General features: G+C 65.7%; 13 protein-coding genes. 4 read left to right on the plus strand and 9 right to left on the minus strand.

The window, feature by feature from the left end; translation table 11 throughout:
- Positions 1-41: 41 nt before the first annotated feature.
- The 3 genes from ABZS43_RS24755 to ABZS43_RS24765 form a co-directional block, all read right to left on the minus strand.
- Positions 42-932, minus strand: coding sequence for a hypothetical protein (locus ABZS43_RS24755; RefSeq protein WP_355038334.1), 891 nt, complete (start codon positions 930-932; stop codon positions 42-44).
- A gap of 100 nt (positions 933-1,032) precedes the next feature.
- Positions 1,033-2,181 (minus strand): nucleotide pyrophosphatase/phosphodiesterase family protein, encoded by a 1,149-nt coding sequence (locus ABZS43_RS24760; protein WP_355038335.1) that lies wholly within the window; start codon positions 2,179-2,181, stop codon positions 1,033-1,035.
- A gap of 43 nt (positions 2,182-2,224) precedes the next feature.
- The gene (locus ABZS43_RS24765) at positions 2,225-2,536 is read right to left on the minus strand and encodes a nuclear transport factor 2 family protein (protein WP_355038336.1); all 312 of its coding nucleotides are present in this window, start codon (positions 2,534-2,536) and stop codon (positions 2,225-2,227) included.
- Positions 2,537-2,737: 201 nt separating this feature from the next.
- On the opposite strand from ABZS43_RS24765, the gene ABZS43_RS24770 reads away from it, so the two are divergent.
- Complete coding sequence (locus ABZS43_RS24770) at positions 2,738-3,628, plus strand: LLM class F420-dependent oxidoreductase (RefSeq protein WP_355038337.1); 891 nt, start codon at positions 2,738-2,740, stop codon at positions 3,626-3,628.
- Between the two features lie 109 nt (positions 3,629-3,737).
- Here ABZS43_RS24770 and ABZS43_RS24775 read toward each other — a convergent pair whose 3' ends face one another.
- The 5 genes from ABZS43_RS24775 to ABZS43_RS24795 form a co-directional block, all read right to left on the minus strand.
- Entirely contained in the window at positions 3,738-4,343 is a 606-nt protein-coding gene (locus ABZS43_RS24775) for an HAD hydrolase-like protein (RefSeq protein WP_355038338.1), read from the minus strand.
- A 121-nt stretch (positions 4,344-4,464) separates the two neighbouring features.
- Positions 4,465-5,058 (minus strand): hypothetical protein, encoded by a 594-nt coding sequence (locus ABZS43_RS24780; RefSeq protein ID WP_355038339.1) that lies wholly within the window; start codon positions 5,056-5,058, stop codon positions 4,465-4,467.
- A 162-nt stretch (positions 5,059-5,220) separates the two neighbouring features.
- A complete protein-coding gene (locus tag ABZS43_RS24785) occupies positions 5,221-5,361 on the minus strand; it encodes a hypothetical protein (RefSeq protein ID WP_355038340.1) in 141 nt (46 codons plus the stop codon).
- 1,649 nt (positions 5,362-7,010) lie between these two features.
- On the minus strand, positions 7,011-7,418 hold the full coding sequence (locus ABZS43_RS24790; protein ID WP_355038341.1) for a nuclear transport factor 2 family protein: 408 nt from the start codon (positions 7,416-7,418) through the stop codon (positions 7,011-7,013).
- Positions 7,419-7,561: 143 nt separating this feature from the next.
- Positions 7,562-8,707, minus strand: a complete 1,146-nt coding sequence (locus ABZS43_RS24795) for an LLM class flavin-dependent oxidoreductase (RefSeq protein WP_355038342.1) — start codon at positions 8,705-8,707, stop codon at positions 7,562-7,564.
- Positions 8,708-8,987: 280 nt separating this feature from the next.
- Here ABZS43_RS24795 and ABZS43_RS24800 point away from each other — a divergent pair, with 280 nt between their 5' ends.
- Entirely contained in the window at positions 8,988-10,493 is a 1,506-nt protein-coding gene (locus tag ABZS43_RS24800; protein ID WP_355038343.1) for an NAD(P)/FAD-dependent oxidoreductase, read from the plus strand.
- An 8-nt stretch (positions 10,494-10,501) separates the two neighbouring features.
- Here the strand turns inward: ABZS43_RS24800 and ABZS43_RS24805 are convergent, their stop codons facing one another.
- On the minus strand, positions 10,502-11,125 hold the full coding sequence (locus ABZS43_RS24805; protein WP_355038344.1) for a helix-turn-helix domain-containing protein: 624 nt from the start codon (positions 11,123-11,125) through the stop codon (positions 10,502-10,504).
- Positions 11,126-11,166: 41 nt separating this feature from the next.
- Between ABZS43_RS24805 and ABZS43_RS24810 the strand changes: the two genes are divergently transcribed.
- Entirely contained in the window at positions 11,167-14,406 is a 3,240-nt protein-coding gene (locus ABZS43_RS24810; RefSeq protein ID WP_355038436.1) for a carboxyl transferase domain-containing protein, read from the plus strand.
- Between the two features lie 144 nt (positions 14,407-14,550).
- Complete coding sequence (locus ABZS43_RS24815) at positions 14,551-16,389, plus strand: long-chain fatty acid--CoA ligase (RefSeq protein ID WP_355038345.1); 1,839 nt, start codon at positions 14,551-14,553, stop codon at positions 16,387-16,389.
- Positions 16,390-16,396: the final 7 nt, after the last annotated feature.

The raw sequence follows: 16,396 nt of genomic DNA on the forward strand, positions 1-16,396 counted from the left end.
CGGGGACTCCCCGGCCTCCGCGCGCACCTCGGTCGTATCAGTCACTTGGCTTCTCTCCCTTGACTATTGAGATCCGCCGTTAATTGGACACTCCCGGCCCCCGCGGTCACAAGCTTCACGAACGCGCTGCGAACGACGGTCGTGACGGCATCCCCACCAAGTCCTGACCATTGACAATCGGCAGAAGCGATCGGTGAAATAGTCCGGCGATGATCGAACCTGACCCCCAACTCGAAGAGGAACTCAAAGCCGCTCACAGCCTTTATCCGATCGGCGACCATGTGACTGGAGTAGTCACGCTCATTCCACGACCCGGCGTCATCGGGCTGTTCGTCGACTTGGGCCATCCTCCAACCGGATTCGTCGACGTCCTGAATCTGCCGTTTTCCTCCGACCAATGGCCGGCCGTCGGCACCGTGACCGAGTTCGAGGTCCTCCAGCACAATCGCGGTCAGGTTCGCCTCTGGCCCCTTGATCCCACCCTCCGATCGAGCACCACGAGCTATCCCGCCATGAGCGAAACCGAATGGCGCGCCGCCAAGAACCGCCACCCCGTCGGCTCCGAAGTCACAGCCGAGATCACCGACGTCTTCCCCATCAACCGCGAATACTTCGTCGAATTCGATGGCATCTGGTCCTGCCTGTTCTGGTCCGGCACGCCACCCGTCGTAGGCACCACCGCACAGTTCATCGTCGACCGACATCTCGACGCGACCAGAAGAATTCGGCTGCGCAGCGCCTGATAAGCCCGATGACGCCCAACGACTCGCCCCGGCGATGGTGCAGAGAACCTTGAAGAAGGGGTTCCCGTAGAACTCGCCGAATTTCGGGCGGATTTGAGGTCCCGCAGCGAACGGCGGGGTGGTAGCCCTGGTTGCGGCTCCTCCTGATACGGTGCGCCAGAGGCTGATCGAGTAGTAGAAAATGCGCATTGACCAGCATATGCGTTGTATTTTCCGCCGATGCTACGGCGACCCCGTCTTCGACCGCTCGGCGCGAACGGGACGCACCGTTCGGCGCGAACGTCGCTCATCAGGTCCCGGCGACGAAGGTGCGCAGCGGCACATTCGACTCGGCGGCGGTCAGCGAGCCGTGATGTCCGATCATCGCCGACTGCAATGGTTCCGCGCCGGATCGCACGACGGCGCGCGGGCCGGACGCTGCCACAACGAGATCCCCTATCCGGTCCGCGATTTCGTCGGTGACGACGGGGCCGAACCAGCCCCGCTCGATGATCTCCGCGCGCGGCAGCACTTCGAAATCCGCCCCGAGGTTCGCCCGCCAGGCGTCGGCGACATCGGCGACGGCGCCGTCGACGGTGTAGACGTGTCGGGCTCGCGGTTCACCACCGAGTTGCGCGACACCGTCGCGCAACTCGGCGACGTGATCGAAATCTACGGTGGATTTCAGTTCGACCATGCCGTGATCAGCGGTGACGAGGAGGGCCGAATCCGGGGGCAGATGAGCGGCGATGGTGTCGACCAGCCGGTCGACATGCGCGAGTTCGTACAGCCACGCGTCCGAGGACGGCCCGCGCACATGCCCGATGGTGTCGAGATCGCCGTGATAGGCGTAGACCAGGCAGCGATCGCTCGCGCGCAGGGCGGTGACGATGCCGTCGACCAGATCTCCGATGGCGAGACTCGGACGGAATTCGCAGCCGCGCAACACCGCTCGTGTGAGGCCTGATCCCGCCTGGTAGCCGGGGGCGACCTGGGTCACCGTGATGCCGTCGGCCGTCGCCCGTTCGAAAACGGTCGGGGTCGGCTGGAATCGCTCGGGGACGAGCTCGCGCAACAGATCGATCCGCGGCCCTTCGCCGTGCAGCCGCCAGCGCAGTGAATTCACCATCCGGTCGTACCCGGGCACATTCATCAGATATCCGACGATGCCGTGCTGGCCGGGCGGCACCCCGACCCCGAGCGAACCGAGACTCGTCGCGGTGGTACTCGGAAAACCCGCCGTCAGTGTGACGGCGGCTCCGCCGTTCAGTACCGGCGCGGCGTCGGCTCGCCGCGCCAACGCCTCGGCCCCGAGGCCGTCGACCAGCAGGACGCAGACACGCCGGACGGTCAGGTCGAGACCGAGGCGGTCCACCTCACCCGGCACTCCGAGGCAGGCCAGCACGGAGGGGAACACGTCTGCGAGGGAGCCCGAACCATAGCGGGGCGCGTCGAACACGGTCTTCAGCCTGCCAAGGCCGACGCGTCGCGGGCAAGCGAAATCAGGCCTGCCCGGTTTCGAATCTGCTGATTTTTCCGTCGCGCACCACGAATCGCCAGTTGGTGCGCATCGAACCCCAGCGTGTGTTCGTATAGTCGGCCACGAGTTCGGTACCGCCGTCGGTGACGGCCTCGACTCGCATACGGCCGTTGCTGTCGAAAACCTCCGAATCGGTCCACTGCGCGAGATTGCGCTCCACGCCGTCGTCGGACATGGTCGCGTCATCGGTGAGCAGGTCGTAGAAGCGGTCGCGGTCGTGGTCGTTCAGCGCGGTCACGAACCTTTCGACCACGGGATTCAGCGGTGCGGTCATTTCGGTCGTCCCTCTCCAGATCGGTATCGGCGCGAGCAACGAGAAACGAATATCCCGCACCCACTCTAGGGCCAGGACAGTGTGAGGTGCGGGCGCGACGCGTCGACGAAGTGCGGCGATGAGATCGGTGCGGGCCGCCGTCAACTCGGGTGAGAGTTTTCCGGATGGCAGACTCGCGGAAGGTTCGGTAGACAAGTACCCGTGACTGCACAGCGTGGATTCCGGTTCGGTGTCAATATGTTGGTTCCCAAATCGCGTTCCGAGTGGATCGAAAAGTGCAGGCGGGCCGAGGAACTCGGCTTCGACGTGATCGGCGTCGCGGATCATCTCGGAATGCCAGCCCCCTTTCCCGCGATGATCTTGGCGGCCGAGGCCACCGAGCGGGTCCGCCTCAACACCTTCGTGCTCAACACCCCCTTCTACAACCCGACCCTGCTGGCCCGCGAAGTCGCGACCGCGGATCAGTTCACCGACGGCAGGGTCGAACTCGGTCTCGGCGCCGGGTATGCGAAAGCGGAATTCGACGCGGCGGGCATCCCGTTCGAGAGCGGCGGTCAACGGGTCGCGCAGGTGGGGCGGACAATCACCACGCTGAGGAAACTCTTCGCCGACCCCGACTATCTGCCGCGTCCGGTGCAGCGACCGGGTCCGCCGCTGCTCGTGGCCGGTTGGGGTGACAAACTGCTGTCGGTGGCCGCCGAACACGCCGATATCGTCGGATTCACCGGCGCGGTGACCACGGCGGCCGGAACGTTGCAGATCGCCGGTCCCGATCGGATGGCCGAGCGCGTCGCCTTCACCCGCGATCGGCTCGGTGTTCGCGCCGATCAGGTCGAATTCAACCTTCTGATCCAGTGGGTGCTGCCGAGCCGAGATCTTCCGGCACTGCTCGAGGAATTCGGTTCCGCACTCCCCCCGGAAGTCGGCGGTCGACCCGAGAAGTTGCCCATCGCCCTGATCGGATCACCCGAGGAGATCGCCGAACGCGTCGGTGAGCTGCGGGCGAGTTACGGATTCAGCTACATCACCGTGCTGGAACCGAGTATGGAAGCGTTCGCGCCCGCCATGGCGATAGTGCGCTCGGCCGGCTGAATCCGGAGATGCGCGCGGCTACGTCCGTTGTCCTTCGTTGTGCCAGAGCACGGTGTATCACCACATGAGGCGACGGCGAGGTGCTGCGCGCCTCGATGACATGGCGGGTTCACGGTGTGCGTTCGGCCAGCCAATCCGGGAATTCGGTGAGGTCGCCCAGGATCACGTCGGCGCCCGCGTCGCGCAACTCCTCGGCGTCGCACGGACCCGTGGTCACGCCGACCGCGACCGCGTCCGCGGCTCGCGCGCCGACCATATCGCCCGCGTGATCGCCGACGAAAACGCTCGCACCGTACGTGCGCAGCACATCGGCCTTGCCCGCCGACCAGAGATCACCCGCAAGATGATGGACTTTCCAGCCGAGTTCGTCCAGATGCAATTGGGCGAGCGGTTGGTGTTTACCGGTGACGACGAGAACGCGCCCGCCGCGATCGCGGACCGCGTCCAACGCCGCCTCCGCGCCGGGCAGCGGCGGAACCTGCGGCACGATCGAGGGATACAGTTCGCGATACCGGGTGACCAGGGCCGGGATGAGTTCGTCCGGCGCGCCCGCGTCGGCGAGTAGTAGCGCCAACGGCGGGCCCAGGCGAGTCGAGAATTTCTCTCCGTCCAATGGCAGTTCGAATTCGACGCCGACCCGGTCGATGGCCTGTGCGACGCCGGGTCGCGAATCGATCAGCGTCATATCCAGGTCGAATCCCACCGTGAACGTCACCGATCGACTCTATCCCCGATCGGCGACCGGCCCGGCGTGAGGTTCGGTACTCAACCGACCACTGCCGCGCTTCCGCCGCGCTTCTGCGGCGGTGTCCACTGCCGCGCACCTTTCCGCACCATCACTGGTCACTGCTTTCGTTCTTTACGCCCGGGAGGTATTTGGTCCAGTCGATCCGGGCGAGCAGGACGACACCGACGAGTAGGACGACCTGAATCGTGATTCCCCAGGGCGAAGTGAACGAGGACATGAGCGTGTCGCTGAGATTTCGCTCGGCAACGCTGGTCGCGCCGATATAGAAGGAGAAGCTGACCAGTCTCCCCAGCACATGCGCGGCCGTCACCGGAAGCAGTCGAACGCCCATCAGTCCGGCCGCCTCGAACATTTGCGCCGACGGCAGTGGGGACAGCAGGAACAGCCCGAGCCCGGCGAACGAGCGGCCTCGGTGGCCGGTCAGGTAGTCGTTAGCGGCTTGCAGGCTGGCTTTGCGCTGTGGACCGAGATGGTCGCGGACGCGGTTGGTCGCGGCGGCGAGCATATAACGACCCGCACCCGAACTGAAGGCGCCGATGATGACGAGAGGGACCGGGGCGAGGTGCCAGTTCAGCTTGAATAACACCAGGACCAGCGCGTTGGGTGGGCCGAACGCCGGCATCAGGTTCACCAGGAACACCACGGCGAAGACGATCAGGAAGTGCAGCAGCGTCGTGTTCATTGCAGGCCAGTATCGCGCTGTATGGCAACGAAACCGGTAAGCGCTGGCGACCGAAGGGTTGAACCTGGGCGATATGGCGGGACAGACCTCGGCGGCGAGACCGTCGGGTAGGTCGGCGAGGGCCTGCGGGCCGATGCCGGTGTCGCGGTGCTCGCGGTTGTATCAGCGAGTGCAGGAATCCATGAAATGTCTTTCCTGGGTGAGCAATCCGAGGCGCTCGGGGAATTCCGGCCCGTACCTCGGAGTCTTGGACAGCGACTCCGAGGTGATCTCGTAGTCGGCAGTGATCGGCGCGAGGGCCATGCCGCCGAACTGGCGGTGCCCATCCGTATCAATCGCCGACGAGACAGGGCCATATGTCAGGGTAGATCGAATGGGATGTTCCCTTCGGCCCCGGCTCGTCTGCGACTCGGTGATGGGTCGGTGAGTGGTCAGAGGCAGAAGACGACGCTGCCCAGAGGGATGCAGAAGACGACTGATCCGGCTTGGGTTACGCCGGGGGAGGTGGACGGCGAGGTCGTGGCGGCCGATGCGATCGGAGCCGCGATAACACCCAGGGACAACGCGATGGCGGTCGCTGCGGCCGCCTTACTCACTTTTGAAGACATTACGTGACTTCCTTTATTCGTACGAGCTCTATTCTTCGGGCACTTTCGCTCCTCAGTGTTCGCCGGGAATGCGGCAGATACTAGACAAGAAAACGTCAAGCTCGGCAGTGGGAAATATCGGAGTGGTCACAGAAGGGGTGCTGAACAGTTATCCGGAAAGAGACATCCAAAAAAACGTGAGGCCAGTGAAATCACCTATAAACCGACCACAACTAGGAATTCTGCCCGCGTATGTGGCCGTTACCCGTCAGTGACTGTATGGCATTTCACTGTCGACACTCCGGGTGACTTCCGCGTGCTCACCAGGGGTTGCTGCGCGATCTGTGGCCGGGGCGCGAACAGGTGATCGTCGTGAGTGATCCGTGTCCGGACGCAGACAAGGCGACTTGACGTTTCAGGTGCTGTGGTTCGGATTCAGGGTGCCGAATCAGCGAATCCGCTGGTCACCACCCACGGCAGTTGGCTGGAGGTGGCGAAGAATGCTGGAACGGTCGCTGGCGAGGCCCATCGTTCGCCAATGAATCCGGCAGGCGTGGAAGTCATGTCCGGAGTGCCGGATCCCGTGGCTGCTGTTGTCTGGTCGCTGTCAGCACTTCCAAGGTGACGGGTTCGGTGAGCCGTCCGGCTGGGTCGATGGCGAGCAATGTGTTGCATCCGATCGAACCCTCGCGTCGGCCTCGTCATCTCTCGTGAGGCCGGATTGCGCGCCACCGCCGCCGCTCGATCTCCCGATTCTTCAGGGGTGCTCGTCACTATCACTTCCGCGCGAATCTGCGCACTCGCCGATTTCTGATTCCTCCGGATCGCGCACCGTCGCAACATCTCTCAACCGCATTCCGAATAGTCGCGTGGTGCTGCGCGCCGCCGAACGCGAGCGTATGCGGTATGTGAGAACTCGCGACCGACGTTATCGACGGGGAGCGCCGGAGCGAATCCGGATGAGCGCCAACGCCGCGGGGATGCCTGGGTGCGCAGGCCGCCGACACCGTCCCGAACGCATCGCAGGTGAGCAGTCGGCGCCGACCGCTCGGACGCGAGAAGACGCTGGGTGTGTGTCTGCTCGCGGCGGCGGTATGAACGGATATGCGTCCCGGCAGCTTTCGAGCTGCTCGGCCAACCACGCCACCGCCGCCGACCCCATCGGGGCCAGGCGGGCGGTGACGAGCGGCGGTGGTCGGCGGAACGTCGACGCGCGGCACGGCGACCCGCCGTGCTGATTCACGTGGAACTCCCGATGCACCGAGTGCCGATTCACGGAGCATTCGAAAAATGCGGTGTGACGTGGACATTCGTGATTCGTTGCACATCGTGCGGGTGCGCGTTCGGCGCAACTGCCCGACTGTGCTACCCCTCTTCGAGCTCCAATGGGAAGGAGTGATGTTCGTGGATCACCACCCAGCGACCCCGTTGCCGCCGCAGGCCGAATGTCAGCCGCAGGCGTTTCGCGGGGTCGCGCGCGAAATCCTCGGCGGTGCCGCACAGTAGGAGTGCGTAGGCGAATGCGATATCGCCGCCGACCTCGATATCGAGTGAAACGATGTCGAATGTCGCGCCCTGCGCCTGCCAATCGAAGAAGGCGGGCCACACATCGCGGTAGGCGTCGATTCCGCGCACACCCTCCTGAGGCGGCGGCACATCGAACATCACGATGTCTTCGGCGTGGTCGGCGACGGTCCCGGCGATATCGCCCGCGTGCACCGCCGCCGCCCATCGTTCGATCAGGATTCGGATCTGCTTTTCGTCATCGGACATTCGACTCGTCGTCCCTTCCGTACGGCCACTGAGGCTGCGTGGCCGTCGCTTTCCGAAGAGCGTGCCGAAAACCGCACGGTCGCGCAATGAAAGACGCGCGACGAAACATGTTCGGAATACGGTCGAGGGTCCGATGGGTGGGATCAGCTACTGGAGGACGCGGCGAAGGGGGTGGAGACGGCGGCGGCTTCGCGGCGGTGGGGGTGGCGCCACAGGCCCTTTCGTTCCAGGATCGGCAGCACACCTTCCCCGAACCAGTACGCCTCCTCGAGGTGGGGGTAACCGGAGAGGACGAAATGGCTGATGCCAACCTTCGAATACTCGACGAGGCGTTCGGCGACCTCCTCGTGGGAACCGACGAGGGCGGTGCCCGCGCCGCCGCGGACCAGGCCGACGCCCGCCCACAGGTTCGGGGCGATTTCGAGTCGGTCGGTGCTGCCGCCGTGCAGGTCGAGCATGCGGCGCTGACCTTCGGATTCACTGCGGGCCAGATTCGCTTGGACACGCTCGATATCGGCCGGGTCGATACCTTGCAGCAGGCGATCGGCCTCGGCCCACGCCTGCTCGGAGGTGTCACGGCTGATGACGTGGACGCGCAGGCCGTAGTCGAGGATGCGGCCCTCATCGACCGCGAGACGGCGCACCGCCTCCAATTTGCGGCTCACGGCCAATAGTGGTTCACCCCAGGTGAGGTAGGCGTCGGCGTAGCGGGCGGCGACCGGGAGCGCGGCGTCGGACGAGCCGCCGAAGAAGACGGGAGGCAGCGGATCGGGACGGTTGCTCAGCAGCGCGTCGACGACGCGGATATGTTCGCCCGCGAAGCTGATCGGCTCATGGGATGTCCACAGCTCTCGCACTACGTGCAGGAATTCGGCGGTACGCGCGTACCGCTGTCGTTTGTCCAGGAAATCGCCGTAGGCCTGCTGTTCGTGCGGTTCGCCACCGGTGACCGCGTTCAGCAGTAATCTGCCGCGCGAATGTCGTTGGAAGGTGGCCGACATCTGGGCGGCGAGGGTGGGGCTGACCAGACCGGGTCGGAAGGCCACCAGGAATTTCAACGTCTCGGTGGTCTCCACCATCATGGCGGTGGTGAGCCAGGCGTCTTCGCACCAGGCGCCGGTCGGGGTCAGCACCGCTTCGAATCCGTTGTCTTCCGCGGCCGCGCCGATCTGGTTGAGGTAGCGCAGCGACGCCGGTCGATCACCGGACATGAATGTGCCGTGCCCGCCCGCGACGAGGCCGCGGGAATCGCCGTAGGTGGGCAGGAACCAGTGGAACGACAGACTCATCGAAGCCACTCCCTTCAGGAGCCGGGGGGGACAGGTCGTTGCGATCGCCGGCACACGACACCGCGTTTGCGCGGCATCGCGGGCCACCTTCCGGATGCACCGCAGTCGTCCATGGTGCGCGCCGGATCGGGGGGTGTCACGGGTTGAAACCAGCGTGGTTCGAATTCGTGCGTCCGGGCGTCGGCGAGGTCCGCCATTAGGCGTTACTCTGAATAACATGTAGTCTTCGGCTGCGCTCGCACGAGGGTGCCCGGAGGACCGAGACGAAACGAGTAGCTCCATGACGCGGCATGTCGACGTACTGATCATCGGCGCCGGCCTATCCGGCATCGGTATGGCCTGTCACCTGTTACGCGAGAAGACCGGACGCAGTTTCACGATCCTCGAACGCCGCGAGGCCATCGGCGGAACCTGGGATCTGTTCCGCTACCCCGGCATTCGTTCCGACTCGGATATGTACACCTTCGGCTACGGATTCCATCCGTGGACCGGCACCAAGATCCTCGCCGACGGCCCGCATATCCGCCGCTATATCGCCGACACCGCCGAGGAGTACGGCGTCACCGACCACATTCGCTTCGGCCGCAAGGTGACCATCGCGCGCTGGTCGAGCGAGAACGCCCGCTGGACGGTCGAGGCACTCGATGAACGAACCGGACGCACCGAGACGTTCACGAGCGACTTCCTGGTCGGCTGCACCGGCTACTACGACTACGACAACGGCTACCGACCCGAATTTCCCGGTGAGGCGGAATTCGGCGGCCGGATCGTGCACCCACAGCACTGGCCGCAGGATCTCGACTATCGCGGCAAGCGGGTCGTGGTGATCGGCAGCGGCGCCACCGCCATCACGCTGGTCCCGGCCATGAGCAAGGACGCCGCGCACGTCACCATGCTGCAACGCTCGCCCACCTACATCACGGCCCTGCCCGCCGACGATCCCGTCGCCGTGGGCATGAAGGCGGCCAGGGTGCCCGCGAAATTCGCCTACCGCGTCGGACGCGCCCGCAATATCGCGTTGCAGCGCGCCAGTTTCCAACTGTCGCGCACCAACCCCGAGGCCGCGAAGAAACTGTTGCTCGGCGCGATCCGTCTACAAGTCGGCTCCGATATGGATATGCGCCACTTCACCCCGTCATACAACCCGTGGGATCAGCGGCTGTGCGTCGTTCCCAACGGCGATCTGTTCAAGGTGCTGCGCGGCGGGAAGGCCTCGATCGTCACCGACCGCATCGACACGTTCACCGAAACCGGAATCCGCCTGGTGTCCGGCGAGGAACTGGACGCCGACATCGTGATCACCGCGACCGGGCTGAAGGTGCAGATGTTCGGCGGCGCTGCCATCGAGGTCGACGGCGAACCGGTGGTCACTCGGGACAGAGTGGTCTACAAGGGCTCGATGCTCAACGACATCCCCAATATGATGATGATCCTCGGCTACACGAACGCCTCGTGGACGCTCAAGGCCGATCTATCCGCCGAATATTTCTGTCGCGTGCTGAATCACATGCGTGAGCACGGGTACACCTCGGTCGTGGCCGTCGGCCGCGAGGGGGACCGGTCGCCCGATTCGGTCATGGGCGGCGCGCTCACCTCCGGCTACATCCAGCGCGGTGACGCGGTGATGCCGCGTCAGGGCTCGCGCGGTCCGTGGCGGCTGGTCAACAATTACTTCCGCGACAGGCGGTTGCTTCGCAAAGAAGCGCTGGCCGACGGAGTGCTGAGCTTCGGTCGTGTCGAGCGCTCCCACGACGTCGGCGAACCGGCCACCTCACGCACCGCCTGACCGGCAGTTCAGCGCTGGAGCCCGAGCAGCGATTCCGCGACGACCCTGATGTGCTCACGGAATTCAGCCCGCGCCGCGGGGGAGGCGGTGCTGCGGGCCAGTGTGCCGTGAGTGAGGGTGTAGCCGACGGTTTCGGCGATGACGCGGGGTGGCGCGACCGGGGTCACCGTGCCCGCGTCGAGGTGTCGTTGCAGGTAGCGGGTGAAACGACGGATCGGACGCTCGGCGATCTCGTCGGCCAGCGGTGCGAGCGCGGGGTCGACGGCGCCGCGCTCCTCGATGAGGCGCAGCAGCGGTCCCGCGGTGTCGACGGCCGCGGCGAAGGATTCGATCGTGGCGCGCAACATGATCCGCGGATCGTCGGATTCCAGGTCGGGTTGCTGCGCGGCGAGGAAATCGTCGCGCACCCGGGCCGCCAGCGCGTGAAAGATCTCTTCCTTCGAGGCGAAATAGACATACATCGTGGCCCGGGACACGCCCGCCTCGGCGGTGATGGCGGCGACGGTGGTGTTCGCGAATCCGCGCGCGACGAAGACGCGAGCGGCAGCGTCGAGCAGGGCGCGATGCCGATCGGTATGCGAACGTTCGCGCGCTGACCTGACCGCCCAGGTGGAGTGGGTCACGGCATTCATGGTGGTTGACGTTGACGTCAATGTCAACGACACTTGCTGGCATGCGCGTCGCTGTGGTGAACCGAGGTGAGATCGCGGTCCGGGTGCTTCGGGCCGCCCGCGAATACGGTTACGAGACCCTCGCGGTCTACACCGACGACGAATCCGACGCCGCACACCTACGCCTCGCCGATGACACCGTGCTACTGCCGGGCCGGGGCGCCGCCGCGTATCTCGACGTCGGTGCGGTGGTCGCCGCCGCGCGCAAAGCGGGCCCCGGCGCGCTGGTCCACCCAGGATACGGATTCCTCAGCGAGAGCGCGGATCTCGCGGCGGCGTGTACCGCGGCCGAACTCACCTTCGTCGGTCCGACACCCGATGTGCTGCGGATATTCGGTGACAAGGTGGCCGCGAGGGCCGCGGCGAAACTGGCCGGCGCACCGGTACTTCCCGCCACGGCCGCCGGCGGCGGACTCGCCGAGATCGCCGCACTGCTGGATCGCTACCCCGATGGTGTGATGGTCAAGGCCGCCGCGGGCGGCGGTGGACGCGGTATGCGCGTGGTGCGCGATCCCGACCGGCTCGCGGCGGCATACGAGCGCTGCCGAGCCGAGGCGCTGGCCGGATTCGGCGACGACACCGTCTATGCCGAGGCGCTGGTGCCCGCCGCCCGGCATATCGAGGTGCAGATCGTCGCCGACGGGAAGAACGCGGTCGCGGTGGGCGATCGTGATTGCAGCGTGCAGCGCCGCCAGCAGAAATTCCTCGAGATCGCGCCCGCGCCGGATCTCAGCGCGGATCTGCGGGCCCAACTGCATCACGACGCGGTCGACATCGCCGAATCGGTGCGCTGCCGCGGGGTGATCACGGTGGAATTCCTGGTCAGCGGCGAGAACGCGTGGTTCCTCGAAGTCAATCCCCGGCTCCAGGTGGAGCACACCGTCACCGAAGAGGTCACCGGACTCGATCTGGTCGCCATCCAACTCGGTCTCGCACAGGGCCGCACCGTGACCGAACTCGGCGTGGACCTCGCGCGGGACGACTTCGCCTCGGAGACGCCGTTCGATGCCGTGCCGACCCGTTACGCCGTACAGGCCAGGGTGAACGCCGAAATCCTCACCGCGGGCGGGGAAGTGCTGCCCGGCAGCGGCGCCATCAGCCGCTTCACCACGCCGACCGGGGTCGGTGTGCGGGTCGACACCGCCGCGTATCCGGGGATGCGGCAGGGCACGCGATTCGATTCCCTGCTGGCCAAGATCGTGGCCCGCGGCGGGTCCTATCCCGCCGCGCTGAGACGCTGCGCGGACGCGCTGGCCGAGACCGTGATCGTCGGCGTCGACACCAATCTGCCCCTGTTGCGCGCCGTCGTCGCGGAACTGTCCGAGCTGGCAGCACACCCCGGCGGCCAGGCCGTCACCACCTCCTGGTTCGAGTCCAGGCTCGGTGAACTCCTCACCAGGGCAGCCGAATTCGGTGACGAGCCCGCCGTGCCGGACCGCGACGAACCGGAGCGCCCCGGGGTCGAGACCACACTGAGCGAGCACGAGCGGGCACTGCGGTCGCCGATGGGCGGCGCCGTCGTCGCACTCGCCGAGCCCGGGGCGGTGGTGGCGGCGGGAGCCGAGATCGCCGTACTCGAGGCGATGAAAATGCAGCATGTGCTCCGCGCCGAGGAACCGCTGCGAGTACTGCGCCATATCGTCGAACCCGGCGACACCGTCGACCCGCATACCCCGCTGCTGGTCTGGGAGCAGGCCGAGCACGAGGGTGAGGACGTGGACGAGGTGGCGACCGACCTGGACGCGATCCGCCCCGATCTGGCCGAGGTACACGAGCGACACCGCCGCACTCTCGACGCCGCCAGGCCCGAAGCGGTCGCCAAACGACACCGTCTGGGCCGCCGCACCGCGCGGGAGAACATCGCCGATCTCGTCGACGACGACAGCTTCGTCGAATACGGGGGACTCGCGGTCGCCGCGCAACGGGCGCGGCGCAGCCCCGAGGATTTGATCGCGAATACGCCCGCCGACGGACTGATCGCGGGCCTGGCCACCATCAACGCCGAACGGTTCGGCGTCGACGCGTCACGGACTGTGGTGCTGTCCTACGACTATTCGGTTCTCGCTGGCACCCAGGGCATGCGCAACCACGTCAAGACCGACCGGATGCTCGAGATGGCCCATGAGCAGCGCCTGCCGGTGGTGTTCTTCACCGAGGGCGGCGGCGGCAGACCCGGCGACACCGACTACGCGGGCATCTCCGGACTGGACGTCACCACCTTCCGCGCGATGGGCGCGCTCTCGGGCCGGGTGCCGTTGATCGGCATCGTGTCCGGGCGATGTTTCGCGGGTAATGCCGCGCTGCTCGGCATGTGCGATGTCGTCATCGCGACGCCGGAGGCCAATATCGGCATGGGCGGTCCGGCGATGATCGAAGGCGGCGGACTCGGCGTCTACCGGCCCGAGGACATCGGCCCGGTAGAGGTGCAACGCCGCAACGGTGTCGTGCACATCGTGGCCGCAGACGAATCGGAAGCCGTCGATATCGCCCGCCGCTACCTGACCTATTTCCAGGGGGCGCTCGACACATGGGAAGCACCCGATCCGCGGGCGGCGCGGCACGTGGTCCCCGAGAACCGATTGCGCGCCTTCGATATTCGCGACGCCATCGAATCGGTCGCCGACCTCGGTTCGGTCCTCGAACTGCGCAAGGACTGGGGCGTCGGCATCGTGACCGCACTCGTGCGCGTGGAAGGATGGCCGTTCGGCCTCATCGCCAACGACTGCCACCACCTCGGCGGCGCGATCGATGCACCGGCCGCCGACAAATTGAGCATGTTCCTGCGCCTGTGCGACGCCAACGGACTGCCGATCGTCTCCCTGTGTGACACACCGGGTTTCATGGTAGGTCCGGAAGCCGAAACCCACGCGACCGTCACCAAGTTCAGCCGCCTGTTCATCGACGCGGCTGCCCTGTCGGTGCCGTGGGGCACCGTCATCCTGCGCAAGGGTTACGGGCTCGGGGCCCAGGCCATGGCGGCGGGCTCGTTCCGCGCGCCACGTTTCGTGATCGCCTGGCCCACCGGCGAAATCGGCGGCATGGGGTTGGAAGGCGCGGTACGCCTCGGTTTCGCCAAGGAACTCGCCGCGATCGAGGACGAGGACCAACGGCGCGAGGCATTCGACAACCTCGTGCGGGCCGCCTACGACCACGGCAAAGCACTCACCGCCGCCACCGTCCTCGAACTCGACGACGTCATCGATCCCGCCGACACCCGCCGCTGGTTGCGGACCCTGCGCTGAGTTCGGCATTCCGTCGACATTCCGGGCACCCACTCCGGGGTGTAGAGGCAGCCGGATACGTCCGTACTCCGACGGCAGAGAAATGCCGACCGGGCAATTCTAAAAGAGGCCGACGGGGAACGCGGCGCTGATTAGAATGGTGTGATGACGTTCCTCCGAGAATCCGAGGAGCTTCCCAATCTCGGCAAGATCGAGAATCGGGCATTCTCGGTCGCCCAGATACTGCTCGACCGCATCGCCGCGACTCCGGACACGGAGGCATTTCGATTCCCTGACGGCGAGGGCTGGACCAGCGTGACGTGGAAGCAGTTCGGCGATCGCGTCGACATCCTCGCCGCCGGACTGATCGCACTGGGAATCCAGGCCGAGGACCGGGTCGCGCTGGTGTCGTCCACGCGCTACGAATGGGTGCTCGCCGACTTCGCCGTGATGTGCGCCGGTGCGGCCACCACCACCGTGTACCCCACCACCAACGCCCCCGACGTCGCGTTCATCGTCGCCAACTCGGGCAGCCGTGTCGTCGTTGCCGAAAATCAGGCCCAGGTCGACAAACTGATCGAGCATCGCGCCGAGTTGCCTGAGGTGCAACAGGTGGTGATCTTCGATGGCGAGGGCGACGGAACGTGGGTGATCACCCTCGATGACCTCGAAAAGCGCGGCCGCGCACTGCTCGCCGACTCTCCTGACGCGGTCGCCGAACGCGTCCGCGGAATCCGGCCCGAGCACCTGGGCAGCATCATGTACACCTCCGGGACAACCGGCATCCCCAAGGGCGTTCGGCTGCCGCATTCCGCGTGGACCTACAGCGCCGCGGCGATCGACGCCCTGAACGTTCTCGGCCCCGAGGACCTGAACTTCCTGTGGCTGCCGCTGTCCCACGCGTTCGGCAAGGTGATGTTGGCGCTGTCACCGCTGATCGGCTTCCCCACGGCGATCGACGGCCGGGTGGACAAGATCGCGGACAACCTCGCCATACTGCACCCCACCATCGTGGCGGCCGCCCCGCGCATCTTCGAGAAGGTGCACGCCCGTATCGAGGGCTTGGTGGCCGAAGAAGGCGGGATCAAGAAGAGGCTCTTCGACTGGGCGGTCGGGGTCGGCCTGAACGTCTCACGTGCCCAACAGGCGGGCAAGGATCCGTCGCTGCTGGTTTCGTTGCAGCACAAACTCGCCGACAGACTGGTGCTCACCAAGATCCGTGAACGATTCGGTGGTCGACTGCGGTACTTCGTTTCGGCGGCCGCCCCCTTGGACCACGATGTCGCCCAGTGGTTCGACGCGCTCGGCGTCATCGTGCTCGAGGGCTACGGCCTGACCGAGACCGCCGCCGCCTCGTTCATCAACCGCCCGGACGCATACCGGTTCGGTACCGTAGGCAAACCGTTCCCCGGCACCGAGGTCAAGATCGCCGAGGACGGCGAGATCCTACTCAAAAGCCCCGGTGTGATGAGCGGCTATCACGACCGCCCCGACGCCACCGCGGAGGCTTTCGACGAGGACGGCTGGTTCCGCACCGGCGACATCGGCGAGATCGACGCGGACGGTTTCCTGCACATCACCGACCGCAAGAAAGATCTGTTCAAGACCTCGCAGGGCAAGTACGTCGCGCCATCCGCCATCGCCGCCACGTTCAAGGGAATATGTCCGTACGCGGCGGAATTCATTGTCTACGGCGAGACACGACCTTATTGCATCGCATTGATCGGCCTCGATGCGGAAACCATCACCGACTGGGCAGGCAAGCACGGCATGGCAGACAAATCGCTCGCCGAAATCGCGCGGGACGAGAGAACCCGCGACGTGATCGCCGGCTATGTCGACCGCCTCAACGCCCAACTCAATCGCTGGGAACAGATCAAGAAATTCGACATCATCGACCACGAACTGTCCATCGAGGCCGGTGATCTCACACCGAGTATGAAATTGCGCCGCAAGATAGTCGTCGACAACCTCGCCGACAGCATCGACGCCCTCTATCACTGAGGTCGAA

Source organism: Nocardia sp. NPDC005366 (assembly GCF_040606855.1).
Taxonomy (GTDB): Bacteria; Actinomycetota; Actinomycetes; order Mycobacteriales; family Mycobacteriaceae; genus Nocardia.

Excerpts from the sequence above, each read along its gene's own strand:
- ABZS43_RS24795 (WP_355038342.1), bottom strand. The coding sequence starts at position 8,707 with ATGAGTCTGTCGTTCCACTGGTTCCTGCCCACCTACGGCGATTCCCGC.
- ABZS43_RS24815 (WP_355038345.1), top strand. The coding sequence starts at position 14,551 with ATGACGTTCCTCCGAGAATCCGAGGAGCTTCCCAATCTCGGCAAGATC.
- ABZS43_RS24810 (WP_355038436.1), top strand. The coding sequence starts at position 11,167 with ATGCGCGTCGCTGTGGTGAACCGAGGTGAGATCGCGGTCCGGGTGCTT.
- ABZS43_RS24805 (WP_355038344.1), bottom strand. The coding sequence starts at position 11,125 with ATGAATGCCGTGACCCACTCCACCTGGGCGGTCAGGTCAGCGCGCGAA.
- ABZS43_RS24800 (WP_355038343.1), top strand. The coding sequence starts at position 8,988 with ATGACGCGGCATGTCGACGTACTGATCATCGGCGCCGGCCTATCCGGC.
- ABZS43_RS24755 (WP_355038334.1), bottom strand. The coding sequence starts at position 932 with ATGCGCATTTTCTACTACTCGATCAGCCTCTGGCGCACCGTATCAGGA.
- ABZS43_RS24780 (WP_355038339.1), bottom strand. The coding sequence starts at position 5,058 with ATGAACACGACGCTGCTGCACTTCCTGATCGTCTTCGCCGTGGTGTTC.
- ABZS43_RS24765 (WP_355038336.1), bottom strand. The coding sequence starts at position 2,536 with ATGACCGCACCGCTGAATCCCGTGGTCGAAAGGTTCGTGACCGCGCTG.
- ABZS43_RS24785 (WP_355038340.1), bottom strand. The coding sequence starts at position 5,361 with ATGGCCCTCGCGCCGATCACTGCCGACTACGAGATCACCTCGGAGTCG.
- ABZS43_RS24790 (WP_355038341.1), bottom strand. The coding sequence starts at position 7,418 with ATGTCCGATGACGAAAAGCAGATCCGAATCCTGATCGAACGATGGGCG.